This is a genomic window from Ectobacillus panaciterrae DSM 19096, from assembly GCF_000430785.1.
GTDB lineage: Bacteria > Bacillota > Bacilli > Bacillales > Bacillaceae_G > Ectobacillus > Ectobacillus panaciterrae.
In genome coordinates, this window is record NZ_AUMR01000095.1 from 1 (window position 1) to 14,901 (window position 14,901).

At 35.3% G+C, this 14,901-nt stretch carries 11 protein-coding genes and 3 pseudogenes; 8 read left to right on the forward strand and 6 right to left on the reverse strand.

The features are described from left to right. From H540_RS34770 to H540_RS35620, 4 genes and pseudogenes are all read left to right on the forward strand, one after another. Window positions 1-111: pseudogene (locus H540_RS34770) on the forward strand (IS6 family transposase); the annotation flags it as partial. An 84-nt stretch (window positions 112-195) separates the two neighbouring features. Next, on the forward strand, window positions 196-321 hold the full coding sequence (gene tnpA / locus H540_RS35615) for an IS66 family insertion sequence element accessory protein TnpA (RefSeq protein ID WP_425388142.1): 126 nt from the start codon (window positions 196-198) through the stop codon (window positions 319-321). After that, window positions 303-817: pseudogene (locus H540_RS30195) on the forward strand (LysR family transcriptional regulator substrate-binding protein); the annotation flags it as partial. The gene tnpA and the pseudogene H540_RS30195, both read left to right, overlap by 19 nt. Before the next feature lie 31 nt (window positions 818-848). Continuing rightward, window positions 849-1,214: a hypothetical protein gene (locus H540_RS35620; protein ID WP_245592285.1), complete on the forward strand. Its 366-nt coding sequence runs from the start codon at window positions 849-851 to the stop codon at window positions 1,212-1,214. A gap of 220 nt (window positions 1,215-1,434) precedes the next feature. Here the strand turns inward: H540_RS35620 and tnpC are convergent. Further along, window positions 1,435-2,493: pseudogene (gene tnpC, locus H540_RS30200) on the reverse strand (IS66 family transposase); the annotation flags it as partial. A gap of 239 nt (window positions 2,494-2,732) precedes the next feature. Continuing rightward, entirely contained in the window at window positions 2,733-4,457 is a 1,725-nt protein-coding gene (locus tag H540_RS0118600) for a helix-turn-helix domain-containing protein (protein WP_028401924.1), read from the reverse strand. Window positions 4,458-5,381: 924 nt separating this feature from the next. On the opposite strand from H540_RS0118600, the gene H540_RS30205 reads away from it, so the two are divergent. Together H540_RS30205 and H540_RS30210 are read left to right on the forward strand one after the other, a co-directional pair. Beyond that, complete coding sequence (locus tag H540_RS30205) at window positions 5,382-7,037, forward strand: hypothetical protein (protein ID WP_034671383.1); 1,656 nt, start codon at window positions 5,382-5,384, stop codon at window positions 7,035-7,037. 2,369 nt (window positions 7,038-9,406) lie between these two features. Continuing rightward, window positions 9,407-10,039: a hypothetical protein gene (locus H540_RS30210; RefSeq protein WP_034671385.1), complete on the forward strand. Its 633-nt coding sequence runs from the start codon at window positions 9,407-9,409 to the stop codon at window positions 10,037-10,039. Window positions 10,040-10,165: 126 nt separating this feature from the next. Here H540_RS30210 and H540_RS31480 read toward each other — a convergent pair whose 3' ends face one another. Together H540_RS31480 and H540_RS35245 are read right to left on the reverse strand one after the other, a co-directional pair. Beyond that, the gene (locus tag H540_RS31480) at window positions 10,166-10,630 is read right to left on the reverse strand and encodes a hypothetical protein (RefSeq protein WP_051317182.1); all 465 of its coding nucleotides are present in this window, start codon (window positions 10,628-10,630) and stop codon (window positions 10,166-10,168) included. Window positions 10,631-10,635: 5 nt separating this feature from the next. Beyond that, window positions 10,636-10,761: a hypothetical protein gene (locus H540_RS35245; RefSeq protein WP_281172527.1), complete on the reverse strand. Its 126-nt coding sequence runs from the start codon at window positions 10,759-10,761 to the stop codon at window positions 10,636-10,638. 153 nt (window positions 10,762-10,914) lie between these two features. On the opposite strand from H540_RS35245, the gene H540_RS0118630 reads away from it, so the two are divergent. After that, window positions 10,915-11,145, forward strand: a complete 231-nt coding sequence (locus H540_RS0118630; protein WP_028401925.1) for a helix-turn-helix domain-containing protein — start codon at window positions 10,915-10,917, stop codon at window positions 11,143-11,145. Window positions 11,146-11,249: 104 nt separating this feature from the next. Here the strand turns inward: H540_RS0118630 and H540_RS30220 are convergent, their stop codons facing one another. Beyond that, the gene (locus tag H540_RS30220; RefSeq protein WP_425388141.1) at window positions 11,250-11,615 is read right to left on the reverse strand and encodes an RNA-guided endonuclease TnpB family protein; all 366 of its coding nucleotides are present in this window, start codon (window positions 11,613-11,615) and stop codon (window positions 11,250-11,252) included. 566 nt (window positions 11,616-12,181) lie between these two features. Here H540_RS30220 and H540_RS0118635 point away from each other — a divergent pair. Continuing rightward, window positions 12,182-12,886 (forward strand): hypothetical protein, encoded by a 705-nt coding sequence (locus H540_RS0118635; RefSeq protein ID WP_028401926.1) that lies wholly within the window; start codon window positions 12,182-12,184, stop codon window positions 12,884-12,886. A 1,872-nt stretch (window positions 12,887-14,758) separates the two neighbouring features. Here the strand turns inward: H540_RS0118635 and H540_RS32335 are convergent. Then, window positions 14,759-14,901, reverse strand: a 143-nt coding sequence (locus H540_RS32335; RefSeq protein ID WP_155891072.1) for a zinc ribbon domain-containing protein, incomplete at its 5' end; no start/stop codon positions are given.

Here is a 14,901-nt window from a genome sequence, read left to right on the forward strand (position 1 = left end):
AGGGGCATCGAAGCTATGCATATGATAAAAAAAGGGCAACTTCACCAAAGGGTGAACTATGCCCAAAATGAGGTTGAAGTCATTCATAAGTTATTTAAGTTAGCTGCTTAACCTCAAGGTTAATAGGATATTGCTATTCTATGGTTCTAGCGAATTATTTTTGCACCAAAACCAAAAAAAGAATGGGAAGCCTATATTCAAGACTATAAAAACAGTGGATTATCAAAAGTTGCTTGGTGTCAAAAACAGAACCTACTGGCTCATCGGCTTTACTATTGGTTGAAAAAATTATCACCTCAAAAGGAACACTTAAGGAAGTAGAAGATTGGTTATTGTCTCGCGTCATCGATATCGGGATAGTTATCCTTCCAAATGAAGAAATGGAAATTATCCCATTGACAAGGGGAAAATGGTTGTGGTACTACGAGATGATCACACCCTATATAAGAAATCAGCTATTACAATACAGGATTTGAATAATGAACCAATCATTATTTTTAAAGGGGGATATGAACCTCCGATTATCGATATGTTTAAACAAGACGGAGTACCGCTCCGCATTGAATATGCAGTTTCTACTGTAACGACATCACTAAATATGATACAAGAAGGGCTAGGGTTGGCCATCTTAGCTGAGTTATCCTTATCTAATCTACCCCCGAATGTTCGAACTCGAGAGCTAGAACCACAAGTTTGGAGAGAAATAGGTCTAGCTGTCCCTTCATTAAAGGAATCATCGCATTTCCCCATGGAAAGGGAGCATCCTGGAGGGGAATTATCTATTTCTCAACATAACTTTTTATGTACATTAATATAATGTATATATAGCAAATAAAAGGAGGAAATTCATGTATACTAATTCTCAAATGCCGAATGATCCTCGTTATAATCAGCAATACCCACAATATCCGAATGATACACAACACACTCAACAAGCTCAGCATCCTAATTTACGCCAGCAGCAATATATCCCTCAAGAACCCACTCAACAGCAAATTCAACATGCTGTGGGTACTCACTATCTTTATTTAAAAGATCCAGTTCTACAAATTGTTAGACCTTGGGTACAGTATGGAATTCAAGAAACTCAACACAATCCCATTCCCCACGCTATGACTGAATTAGCTGCAATCATGTTCTTAATTGGAAAAGGCTACGACCAACAACTGGCACATTACATCGTCGAATCTTGGGAAAAGAATGGGCAGTTTTAAAGGCTCATTTCTATAAGATTTTTGTAAAAAAAAATGATTTTTGCAGTCCAATTATTTATTGAAGAGGTGCAAGAGCTGTTTTCTTTGTAAAATAGGCTTATCCCTTATATGCAGGGAGAGCTTTTTCTTTATAATTTTCTGTCCAAATTGTACGAGAAATGGAAGTTTAAAAGTAAACGTAAAGTAACTCCAAAATATACAATAAAAGTTGATTTTGGAGTTATTTTTTGTTTACTTCACTTTTTTTCGGCACTCTACAGCTAGATGGTAAATCCGCTGACCACGGCAAGATTTTATCCATTTCCTCTTTATTGTTTAAATCGATGTTGGGAAGTGTTTCAAATAAATAACGAAGATAATGATAAGGACTTAAACCATTCTCTTTTGCAGTTTCCACCACACTATACATGATGGCACTTCCTCTGGCACCTCGCGGTGTATTTGAGAACATCCAATTTTTTCTCCCGATTACAAACGGTTTAATAGAACGTTCACTTCTGTTGTTATCGATTTCTAAACGACCGTCTAATAAAAAAGCTTCAAGATGATTCCATTGATTCAAACAATAAGTGATGGCTTTGCCTAGCGCACTTTTTGGTAAAACACGATCTTTCTGTTCATGAAGCCATGCTGAAAAAAGGTCCAGAATGGGCCTGCTTTTTTTCAGTCTCTGCTCATATCGCTCGGTAGGGTTGACATGTCTGAGCTTCCTTTCAATCGAATAGAGTTGATTACAGAAGTGTAAACCTTCGCTCGCCTTCACTTTTTTCCCCTTCTGTGAATCAGGTAAAGCCTTTAAGGCTTCATCAAACTTTCGTCTCGCATGCGCCCAACATCCGATAAGGGTGACATCCGGTACTTGATGATAACCACTATATCCATCTACCTGTAAATATCCTTCAAAACCAGTTAAAAAACGTTTCGGATGTTCGCCTGCTCTTGTAGGTTGATAGTCATAGAGGACAATAGGGATATCCTCTCGTCCTGTACGATATAACCACAGATAGGACTTGGTTGTTGCGGCTCGACCAGGTACGCGTAAGACTTGGAAGGTTGTTTCGTCCGCATGAAGAATGGTTCGAGTAAGTAAATGTTCATGCATCCTTTCATACAAAGCCACTAACCATCGATCCGCCCCATATAATAACCAATTTCCCATCGTTTGTCGTGATAAGAAGATTCCCATTCGTTCAAAATGCTTTTCCTGACGATAAAGAGGCAATCCTTCTACATATTTTTGTGTCATGATATACGCCATAATCGATGGGGAAGCGATACTTTTACTGAAATATACCGGTATCAACAAAGAGGAAAAAAGATAATATATTAGATATATTTTATATTTAATTTCTATCTCCTTTCCTTTTTAAGATAGATTTGATACGGTATCATTAAATTATTTATCCTTCAATTAGAATATTTAAAAGGTGAGTATCTATATCTTTTTTCGGTTCTGGTGCAAGAACTTCAAGACAACTGAAAGATTTCTTGCACCAGAACCCCTAAATTTATATCATCTTATAAGATATCAACTAGTTCACGATGTTTTATCCACTTCTTTATTTTTTCGACATTATCACCATTTATACGCTTTGTTTTATTACTTAAAAAACGGGAAAGAGTGGAATATGAAATACCTACTTCCTCTGCAAGTACACGAAGAGAAATGTTCAATTTCTCTTTGTATTGATTAATAGCGTCACGAATACTTTCAAATTCTTCATAACCATTATTAGTTTCGTTATGGAAGTCAATAACAGGCAATTTCTGCTTTGCATCCACTTGATTAACAAACTTGTTCGAAGATGGTTCTACAATCATCTCTAATTGTTGCTCACTATACTCCTGCCTTGATTGTAACGATTTCTGCAACTGCAACATTTCCTGTGGTGGGACTATAACAACCTGTTGATTTAACCAGTAACTTCTTAACCAGTCTCTTTGACTCATTAAATTTATATCCAGTTCTTGGTGATAGTTCCAAGAAGCAATTACACGGTCGGCCTGCAAGTTATCTAATACATTCTCAAACACTTCTTTTAACCTAGATGGTTTATAGCTCTTATTATCTATTCCCATTACAGACAATAACCCTTTTTCTCCTCCTATTGAAAATGGACGATGAATCGTTGTACGGCCGAGTTGTCGAATTCGCCATTGCCAGCTTAAGTACCGGGTGAGTCTTTTATGATATTTATGACGATCCTTAGAGTATTGCAGAGCTTTAATAGGCATTAGAGCGGTAATACTTTTTTCTCCCATAAGATAGTTAGACAAGAACTCTGAAGGCCGTATTGTACAACTCTCTATCCCTATTACCTCATCGGTATTTATATCCTTGGCTAATACAATATCTTCTAATACAAACAAACGTTTAATATGTTGCCTTTTATACTTGTAAAAATCATTCTTTTGTTCCTCATTGCTCAGTACAACAATTTCATTATCATCGTTAACATATATAAATATACTTGCTAGGGCAGCTAATCTTTTCATAACTTCTAAACGATCCTTGATACGAAAGCTTTTGGCACCATCCTGCCTTCTATGGTAACCACAAACTTCCAGTACTTCTTCGTAAGAAAACTGAATCATTTCCGTTGAACTCTTTGCTTTCTCAGTCCAAGCCATTGTAATTACATCTAAACAATCTGCTGTTAGATCATCCATAGCACTTAAAACATTTGTGATAGTCCTTTCCCATAAAACAGAATCTTCAATACTCTGTAACTTTAAATCTTCATCTTTATGGTTGGACAATTGAACAATATGTTTCTTTTTATCAGGTAGTTGATACATTTGTCTTCCCGTCTCTTCGCTAAACGTAAATTTATTTTTAGATATACCATCACGTAAGTAATACAGAACATCGGTATTATTCATTTCCATATAACTTAAGGCTGCATGATCCAAGTTCTGACTCGCATGAGAACCTTCTTCTTTCACTATACCTAGGCTCTCCTCAAATTCTTGTTGGATAAGAGGTGCCAAATATGCATAAATCTCTTGTACATATGATTCTATTTCAAGGAGAACATCATAAAGATTTGTACCTTCTTTCTCCTTTGTCCTTAGCCATTTAATAAGTGCTAAAAAAGAAAAAGACATAAAAGGCGAGTCGTATAAGTTAATCATATCTTTCTCGACATCGCTATAGAATGCTTGCCATTTTGTCAAAACAGACTCTTCTCTGCCAAATAATTGTCGTGCAATTACTAGTGCAATTTTAAAGGTATGATCCATTTCGCAACTCTCCTTCCAGAACAACCTTTCCCTTTTTAGAATACAACATATCACGTCGCATGTGTTATTCTTTGTTGCACTTTTTATAAAAAGTGCAACAAGCTGGCACTTACTTTTCTAAACTCTATATCTCGTAATGCTGGTATATCTTCACCTTTGCTGGTTTGATTTATCTTTATCCCACTTTCCTTCGTCAAAAAGTGTAACAGCCTGACACACACTTTGACGAAGTTTTTCACTATAAACACCAAGTCCTATTTATACAGTCCGACATTTTCTGTCCTATCAATACATATAGCATCTGTTGCAACCTTATAATGCATATTGCAACAAGCTGGCATCTATTTGAACGGGTTTTCTTTTTTACGTTAACAACTTTCCCTATTTCTACTGTTTAACCGTAAAGATTTGCATATTCTAGAAAATCCATTCACCTTCCTATATAAATTTTTACCGAAAAATGCAACAAGCTGGCACCTATTTTGACCAACTCCCAACTTCGCAACACTCTTAACCTCTTGATAGATCTAGGATTATTTATTTTTAACTCATTTTCTTTTTTCGCTGAAAGAGTGCAACAGCCTGGCACCTACTTTTCCCTAAAATTGTAGCTTTTAATAAAAAAGTGCAACAAGCTGGCGCCTATTTTGACCAACCTCTAACTTTGCAACACCCTTAATCTCTTGATATACCTAGAGCTATTTGTTTTTAACTTTTTTCTTTTTTTCGTTAAAAAGTGCAACAAGCTGGCACCTAATTTTCCCTAAAAATTTTTTCGGAAATTTTTAAACCCTTGGTACACATGGCTTTATCCCTTGTTGCATTGTTGCATTTTCTCTTTAAGGATCCCCTTTCTCTTTTTTTCTATCTGCTATACTGTAACATAAGCAAAATTAGCCGAATTATGGAAAGGAGGGGAAAAAAATGTCATTCTCTCAATTAATAGTAAAAAATCAACGTAGTTTAAAAGGACTTGAAACTAACGCAGTGCTCGTTTCGCGAGAATCCTGGGTTTATTTACTTGAAAGTATGGAAGTAAATTACTACAAAGCAAAAAGTTTGTCTGCACCAGAACATATTAAATATCTACCGTACGAAGAGAGACAGATCCATAGAAGCGTGTTTCGCGCAGAATCTTTTTCCCTTCCTTCCAAGTCTGGAACAGCACAGCCCAAGAGTTATATGTTGCATGGTGTGACGAATGCTGTTATTGAAGTCTTTATCATTTTACATAAGTTGTGCAACACAAACGGTATTATTCGTGATGTGACCATTCATCAATTGTATGAGGAATACCTTACTTACAAAGAATTGGACGCTTCTATCTCACATATGCAGTTTTATGTAGCAATGGAGAAGTTACGCTTACATAATGTCATTTCTATTACTAAAAATATGTACGGGCGCTATACGATTGAAATTTGTCGCTTTATGAATGAAAAGACGAAGAAACCAAATTACTATGCTTCAGTGAGCCCGATTGTCTTTACATACGATTTCTTTAAGCTGTCCGTTGCTGCGAAAAAGTTGTTCCTGGATGTTTGTATCCAACAAGGAACCCGTCCAGAATTAGCACGTATGCTTACAGCCGAAACCCTTCAAGGACAAAGAGCTTATATGGGTGGCTTGTTTCAATTTCTACATAAAAAGCATTTACATCAAATTCAAAGCGTATTAAAGGAACTAACTACACCACTTCCCTCCCTAAACATTTCACTTTTTGAGAAGTGTAAGTTGGTGAAAGAGTACAGTAGAAAGTTCAATAAAGTGATTGTGTCTATTAATAAGCAACTACGGTCTGCTAATGAGTCTTCCAATGCAGAAGTGTACCGTAATTGGTTACGACCAAAAGCTATTTACAAGCGTAAAGCCGCTTTGATCCAGAAATCATTGCAAGAACTACATATAGGTGACCTAGCTATACATATGAACAAGTTTATTAATGTACTAAAACATACCTGTCACGCACAAACACGGGAGGTATTAAGACGTCTTCGTACACTAATTTCTAATAATAGCCAACCAGACAATTTGGAAGCTGTTCTTCATAAACTTGTTCGCAAAGCATTTAATCATAGAGTTTTAGATACAGCTGCTAAAACAGGCATTTATTCGCTTATTACCCATAACGTTAATTCTTCTATGGTAGAAGAAACCTTATTCCGATTCGGTAATCGTTACTCTATGCATTCACTGCGAAATGTTAAGAGGTTATTTACTGTTGCACGAGATGTATTAGAGAAACGATATATGGTTCCCATTCAGGAAGAGATGTATCATGGGAAAGATATACGATATCCAGAAGAAAATCTATTCCGTGATTATGCTTATAAGCATGGGGTCGATTTAAATGCATATTTCCAAGTAGAAGCAGAGTTAAGAAAGAGGCTCAACTACGAGGGAAGTTCGATTCCGAGTCATTTGCGAGAAGAAATGCTCGTAAAAATCGAACAACTCCCACAAGCACCAATGCGTGCTCTCTATCCGCCAAAGGATTTTGATCTAATCATATTCTTAACGAAGTTAGAGAAAACGTTACGGAAACCTCATACCCAAAAGGAATTAGCAGTTTTGGTTTAAACAGTTTCCTTCTTGTTTTTTATTAAGCCAAAAGTTCAATTCTGTCTTTTTACATGTATAAGCCCTCCAGCTTAAAAAAATAAGCTGTTGTGAGGGCTTTTTGTCATGCTCTTGTACTTTTATAAAAACGCTGGATCTAATCTATAAATAAGTTGGAGCAATAATCTTACGCTGTACATATCAAATAATTATGCAAGTACCATAACACACTGTACTCGTTTGTTAATAAATGCTCTCTTTCTATAGATCACTAAATAATGATCCGCTTCTTTATTAGAACAAAAAATCTTAAATATATCTGTGAATTTGATATTAGTTCAATTTATATAGTGGATAAAGAGGCATATATGTGGACATAAAATTCTGCAATAGTTGATATAAAACGGTTTTGTGCTAAAAAATACAAATAACCTTAATTTTAAATGTGGAATATATGATTAATGAGGGTATTGTTTATAAAATGTTTATAGATTTTTATAAAATGTGGATATTTCTCTTATATATGTGTAAAACCCAATAGTTTTATTTAAATATCCCGCAATGTATATTTATACTCATTTACATATCATAATCCTTATGCTTTTTTGTGTAGTTATTAGTAATATTTCAACTTTTTTGATTGTTTTTTCTTTGGATAACTGCTACTTCCATGAACCTTTTTCAAATTTTATGTATTAAAAAAACAGGAAATGTGTTCTCCTGTCTGGGTTTGCTGCTATGTGTAATAGTTTTTCCTTATTTCTTTTTATATATATAAGTTACACCTTTATATTAGTTTATATGTTATATAGCTATATTAGATAAAATTAAACAACATTTTGTGTATAATCTGAGATTTATACACATTTAATTATATTCTATTCTTTAAATTTCAGACCTCAAAAAATGATGTAGATTTACACTCGTAATCATTCAATACAGTGTCTCTAGAATATTTTACTATGTTTGAGACACACTCTTAAGAATATGAATACTCCCCCACCTACACTTCGATTAGAAGAGGCGGTCTTCTCGCTGAAAATGATAAACATTTGGCTAAAGGTTTTCTCCATATTACGTAGGAACCCAATAAAGTTACTTAATATAGTTGCTGTATGAGGTGTGCATATAAGATTAGGTTTTATTAAATTCCATTAAAATCAATAATAAATAAGATTTAATCATAGTAACTAAATAAAAGAACTAATATACGTAACCATTAATTTATAAACATAAAATATTGCCCCCCTAAGAAACTGGACAATCCGTAACTTATAGTAGAAGATAAAAGAAATGGGTTGTTTTTATTTGTGGCATGGAGAACTCGACAACCAAAGAGGAAATAAATATTATTTCGAAGAAACTGATTCCCTAGACATACATATCTCAAAGACGTCTCTTCCAGAACACAACTAAGAGTTGTATAGGCAATTCCTAGTGTATGGGTACCGCTATATTAGCGTGTGGCTTCAGAGGATACACGATTTATATATTAATTGTAACGTGTATTGCATTATGAAAGAATTAAGCCGCCTCTTGGAGTGTAAAGATTATTTGACAAAGTACATGAAAGATTCGGGGGACTATCCCTGTTGAGCTTTCCAAATAGATATGACAAAGATTTAGTGTGTGACGATATGTCTTTGTGATGATCACGCATTTGATCGAATCGCAGGTTATAGGTTCCCTATTTTTTACGGACAGATGTGCTTTTTGGGGCTGTCAACGATGCCTTACAGTACCGAGTTCTAGAAGGTATCTAAGAACTTAGCTATTTGTAGTGATAATGGCTGCCAAATGACGAGTTGTTGGGACGTCAATGCATTGACAGATGTAGGTATGAAACAAGGACTTATGGGATACAACAATCCGGGCCGAGACACATACATTGAGCCATGTCTCCACACTTTCAAGAAAATGTGTTTGGTTACGAAAGAATACAAGTCGTTTACAGAGGCTTAGAACGATCCAAAAGTATTCATTGTGTTTTACAACGAGGGACGTTATACAAATCAAATGAGCTATAATTGGGCTGTTCAATACAGTGTCCATGAAATGTTCTATTACCCCTGAGACACTTTCCTAAGGATAACATGGGTATTTTTTTGTTAATCTATTTAGGGCGCTTACTAGTGACTTTAGAATTATGGGGATGAAACCCGTATTTTTTAGCAACCTTACGTATGTCTTTTGATACTTGTTTCGCTACTTCTTTTGTTATCTTAACCTTCATCCCTTCACCTTCTTTTCTATGATTTATGTGTTTCTATTATTGACAAAAGATATCAAAAATAAACATGCATACTAGCCTCTCCCCTTTCATAAGATTTACAAAGACAGAGCGAAAGTGTCGCTACTTTATTTTCATGAAATTTAGGAGGTAAAGATAAATGGAGGAGAGAGTAAGGAAGATTCGCTCAGACAAAAAGCGCGAAATCAAACCTACGATTACTATAAATTTGTATGAATGTATTGATCGACTTTCTTATATGACTACGAAACCAATTAAAGATGTGGCTGAAGAAATATGTATACTTGGGTTGCAATCAGAAGCGACCATCGACTTATTAGCCCCCTATTTTAGAAGAGATTATTGGATACAGGAGCGGACGCTTATTCGAGGTGATGTTAGCAGAATTCCTTATACGTTCAAAGACAAAAGCAGTGAAAAGAGACGAATTTCAATCCGATTTTCTCAGTCAGTTCATGATAAATTGAGTGAACTTGCCTATGCATTAGATATGACCGTATCAAGTGCTACAGCACTTTTATTAAAAATAGCCATTTATGAATCTACAATTTTCGTAGACTATGTATTAAAGTACCTAGATAATGAAACTACGGAAGCTAGAATGAATCAGTTACAGTACATTGTCGATTTTATTAATAAAAGTGATGAAAACAATAAAGAGCCCATTGATATACGTATGTTATTAAGCTACATCATGGATAAAGTATCTATAAAAACAAAAGACTTCAAGAAAACCTTTGCACAATTCATTGAACAATATATTGAGGACTGAATCGTGTTTAATGAAAACGCCAAGAACTCCCCTTCTTCAAGCGGCATAAGCCAGCAAGAATGGGAGTTCACTTAATGATTTGCAGAGTTACTTTTTACTCTTATTAATTTAATTATTTTATCTAATTTATCCAATTTTAATTGTGATTCCTCCTTGATTAATGACCTTTGGTTTGGGTCGTGGTTGGGGAGGAATCTGCTTTTTTCGTTCCTCAATCGATTTGTTATATATATATTGAGTGTCTTGCGATTGTTCTTTTTGTGAATTGGCTTCATAACGCTTATGAGTTTCGGAATTTCTGTTAACTTCGCTCGTTCGTTTATCGTTAGCATTGACGTCCTTATCACCCCCTTCTCTTTCAGGACACTGTTCTAACCATAATACGTGTTGTTCGCGGCCCCATAAAGAAGAAGGAAGAGAGACGTCTTTTTTCTTATAAGGTTCTAACAGTTCTTGGAACTCTTTTGATTGTGCTGCAACAAAGAGAGCTCCTCGGATGATTTGGTTACGGTCTAATGTCGTAGCATGAAAAATAGAATCCACATAACTCCGAAACACATCTGCATATCTCACAGTAGGGCGGTACACCATTCCTTCTATTCACCTCTTTTTTTCTTCTTCTTGTTTTCTTTTGATAACATCTTCTGAAGCATTTTTCTTCCTTCTGACGTCAAATAGACGTCCTTACTCCGAAGTAGATAAACAGCAGTTTCTTTTGTCACGTAATACTCCCCCTTTAACGTAACGTCTCGTTGACGTCTTGATTTATCTTATTTAACACTGCTTGTCCACTATGCAAAAAAGTTTTTGCATATGCGAATAGTTTTTTGCATTTTGGGCGAAACTGGATAAAAAATATATGGAGGAAAGGTGTTATGTGGGGTTTAGGTATCGGGAAACATTCAACCAAATTAGCAAAATTTATTGCTAAGTATGGGTATTCAATTCAAGAATTCTCGAAGATTAGCAAAGTTAACCGAAATACATTAGGAAAATTGTGTAGTGATAAGCATTATATTCCATCACCAAACACCATGCAAAAGATTATTAGAATCATCCGAAAGCATGAGCCTAACAGTCAGGTGACTGATTTCTGGTCAATTTGAACTACCCACCACTTACTCACTAACACTCCTTGAAGTAGTGGGTTTCTAAGAACACCGGCCTATCAGCCTGTTATGGATTAGGCTACCCCCGTCGCTCCGACGGTTTAGAGCCGAATCGCTTCGTTTCTAAGATTCTGTCCTGCGTTCCAGTCTCGATCGAGATGGGATTCGCAAGATGGGCATGTCCACTCACGCAAATTGAGATTCTTCACGTTTTTATGTTTGTAGCCGCAACAGGAGCATAGCTGGCTGCTTGCAAATGTCTTGGACACAGCAATGACTTGCTTGCCATACCGTTTGGCTTTGTATACCAACATCGTGCGGAATTGCGACCAGCTTACTTCACTGATGGCTTTGGCAAGGTTGCCGTTCTTCAGCATGTTCGATACCTGCAAATCTTCTATCCTGATGAGACCATCGTTTTCGACCACAGAAGATGGGGTCTTCTCACCTAAAAAGATAAATAACAAATAACCATTACTAACTGTTCAGCATTTTTTAGGTCTAGGTTCAAACAATCTCATAGTCTCCCCTCTCTGTATCTTCAAGTATGTCTGCAATAATCTATATGCAAAATCCCCTATTTATGAAGTCGCTAATTTATAATTAAAATAATCTTTATGAGAGAAAAAATTAATAGTTTTTGTTTTTTACATGAATATCCCCCCTACGTCTCGGTAAAGTAATTTTAGTACGTTATATGGATCATTTTGCATTCATATGTGCATACATGTTTCTACACATGTGCTCTACAAACCACAAGGTGACCACATTTGCAGGTATTAAGGCATCTTCGAGAGAATATATAATTTAAATTTAATAGATTAATAAGATTGAAATGAAAATCCCCTATTTACATTAAGTATATTGCTATGTAACATTTAATTATGTATTGTTTATGTAGACATATCTTAGTCCACAAGTGCACATGTTTTAATATTAAAACAAAGATTCTGCGGATACATATATAAGTTGCACTCTACATGTTTAAAGATTTTATCAGAAATTATAAGTAGGAATAAAAAGGGGTGGTTATATGAAAACAGAGGAGATTGTTAACTCGTGGCAAATAGCTGAGTTCGCTGCGATGCTTGAGAGACACCCGAATACAGTAACACAATGGTTTAATGAACTCGAAAAACGAAGAATTCATTATAATTTAAGGGTTAACAATGAGAAGATATATACAGAGGATGATCTTGAAATTGGAACCCGGATTGTAGCTCTCAGGGATGCAAAATGGCCACTAAATGGGATATATTCTTATATCGAGAGTAATTTGACTACAAGACCGTTCCCACCTGATTTTAATGATGGAGAAACTGGGATTGATGTAAATTCTGCTATAAGTAGAATGAGGGACGAATTTTCTCAGCTTCTTACAGATGCAAAAGAATCTCTCCGTAAAGAAATAAGGTATGAGTATGAGCAACAATTGAAGGAAAGTCTAAGTAGTATTACATCTCAGATGCAACAAGAATTAAGAAAACAACTTCCAGAACCAAAGTTACCTGAACAAATAAGAATGGAGCGCATGGAACGAGCTATTGCCACAACCAGGATACGAGCAACCCTGGAAAGAGAGGCTCTTGAGCTTTGGGAACAAAAACCTGACTCTGAGCGTAAAATACGTACTGGCTTATTTAGTAAGAGTGAAGATGTAGTAAAGATGCAGAAATTTATAAATGACTACATAAATCAAAATTTAGAGCACAGAATTGAAGAACACTTTAAGATTTAGCAGCTGATATTCAGCTGCTTTTCTTATTTTTTTATATATTCTAGACAGGTCTAAAACAGCTAACTTATATACTAGTCCCTTTAAGTATAGTAGTACAGCACTATTATATTCCGGATATAAATTCTTAAATTTTGATATTAAGAAAAAAAGTAAAAACAGCTTACTCCTCCCCACTTATGCATACATTTCTATACACATGTGAACCACAAAGCACAACTGGACTACATTTAGGTTATGTTTAACGAGATGTGCTAGTAAAACTTTTGGAGTAATGCACAAAAAAATGCTAGATATGATATCTTAAACTTAAACTATACAGCGAATTACGAATGCTTGAACTGAATAGTTGACCTGAGGTACTCCTATGTTACTCATTGGTTCACTAATTATATAGATGCACTTGTGTTAGTGTACTTATGCATATGTGATAATACCCATGTGAGGCATAAGATACGAGGTGACCACATTTAAAACAATCACTCTTCTTGATATAGGAATGATATACATAAGAGCGATCTAAGAAGTCATTTTAGATTATCAACTGTTTTGTGTATGTTTTACTTGCTCTATAATAATGGATTTACTTATTAATTAGTCTTGAGCCTGATGATTTTAAATAGGTATACAATCAGCGTGTTGTGAATAATTTAATCCAAATTAATGATTAGATACGAACGATACAACCAAGATATTTTTACAGTACCAGGTTAGATAATTTTCTTTCGAGGAAAAACGTAAAACAAATTTATAACCTTGCACATTATAGTTTATTCACTTGTATTGATATAATTATGCACACGTTGTGGTGCACATGTTTACCACAAAGCACAAGGTGATCACATTTGTTGAGGAATATAGATAATTGTACGGTTCCCTAAAGGAACCAAAATACAATTATCTAAGGGGTCTTATTGCGTTTAGAAGCAGTTTAATGGTCCTATCTATCTTTAGTATTCTTTTCAAAGGTGTTAACGTAACTGAGTATTATGCCGGATGTGCTCTTATCGGAATTTTATATGGTAACTACATTAAGTGACTTTATTTAGTTCCTCTATAAGTTTAGTAATGTATTCGTATTATGAGTTATAGAGAAAGCAAAAAAAGACATTCTGTTTGCTACAGTTTGTTCATTTTTACTGATGTACATATAGACATGTCGTACTACATATGTGTACCACAATACTCAAGATATTTCAGAGGAGTAAATGAAGAGTCCATTTGTATTGACTCATTTATGCACATATTGTTCTACACATGTTTATCACAGACCACAAGTTGACCACGTTTATGGTGAAATATAGATTATTATGTGGCCTTTCAAGGAACAAGAGCATAATTGCTGCTTCGAAACTTGGGGATCTTATTGCACTGATAAACAATTGATATCATTCATTTTGTTTGTAATTCCTTGCAAGGGAGTTAGGGGATTAAAATAAGTAAGCGAATCGAGGTGTTTGTTCACTTGTATTGGTGTACTTATGTACATATCGTGCTACACATGTACACCACAAAGCACATGATTACTACATTTACAATTGAATTTGCAGGGGTCTGTGATAAATAATCCAAATCAAAAAGAATCTATATAAAATAAAAAGCCTAGAACATTGTCTAGGCTAACATACAGGAGCAATAATCAAAACTTTGCTATCCAGCATGTATTGAATTTACTAATCTCTGTCATAGTAAATAACCTGTGTGATAGGGTATTCGCAGATTGAGACTCCCACGGCTAAAGCCGCAAGTCCTACACCTTACGGTGTGACGGATGGGATTCTTGAATGACTCAGCGTTCGCAGTCCATTTCTGTTTTGAACAGCCTTCAAGATGAGGGCATCTCATTGCCCCTCCTAAGACAGACCATATAGGTTCTTAGGCTGATTGACTGTTACCGCCAACCACAGGTGCATAACGAATATTCATTGCACCAACTTTGTCTCTGTGTGTCTCGAATCCGCATTTACACTTATATTTGCGGTCTTGTGCTTTGTTCCTTTCGGAACACTTCGGGCATG

Coding starts and splice junctions, on each gene's coding strand:
- H540_RS31480 (WP_051317182.1), bottom strand. CDS start 10,630: ATGGTGTACCGCCCTACTGTGAGATATGCAGATGTGTTTCGGAGTTAT.
- H540_RS0118630 (WP_028401925.1), top strand. CDS start 10,915: ATGTGGGGTTTAGGTATCGGGAAACATTCAACCAAATTAGCAAAATTT.
- H540_RS0118635 (WP_028401926.1), top strand. CDS start 12,182: ATGAAAACAGAGGAGATTGTTAACTCGTGGCAAATAGCTGAGTTCGCT.
- H540_RS30210 (WP_034671385.1), top strand. CDS start 9,407: ATGGAGGAGAGAGTAAGGAAGATTCGCTCAGACAAAAAGCGCGAAATC.
- H540_RS30205 (WP_034671383.1), top strand. CDS start 5,382: ATGTCATTCTCTCAATTAATAGTAAAAAATCAACGTAGTTTAAAAGGA.
- H540_RS0118600 (WP_028401924.1), bottom strand. CDS start 4,457: ATGGATCATACCTTTAAAATTGCACTAGTAATTGCACGACAATTATTT.
- H540_RS35620 (WP_245592285.1), top strand. CDS start 849: ATGTATACTAATTCTCAAATGCCGAATGATCCTCGTTATAATCAGCAA.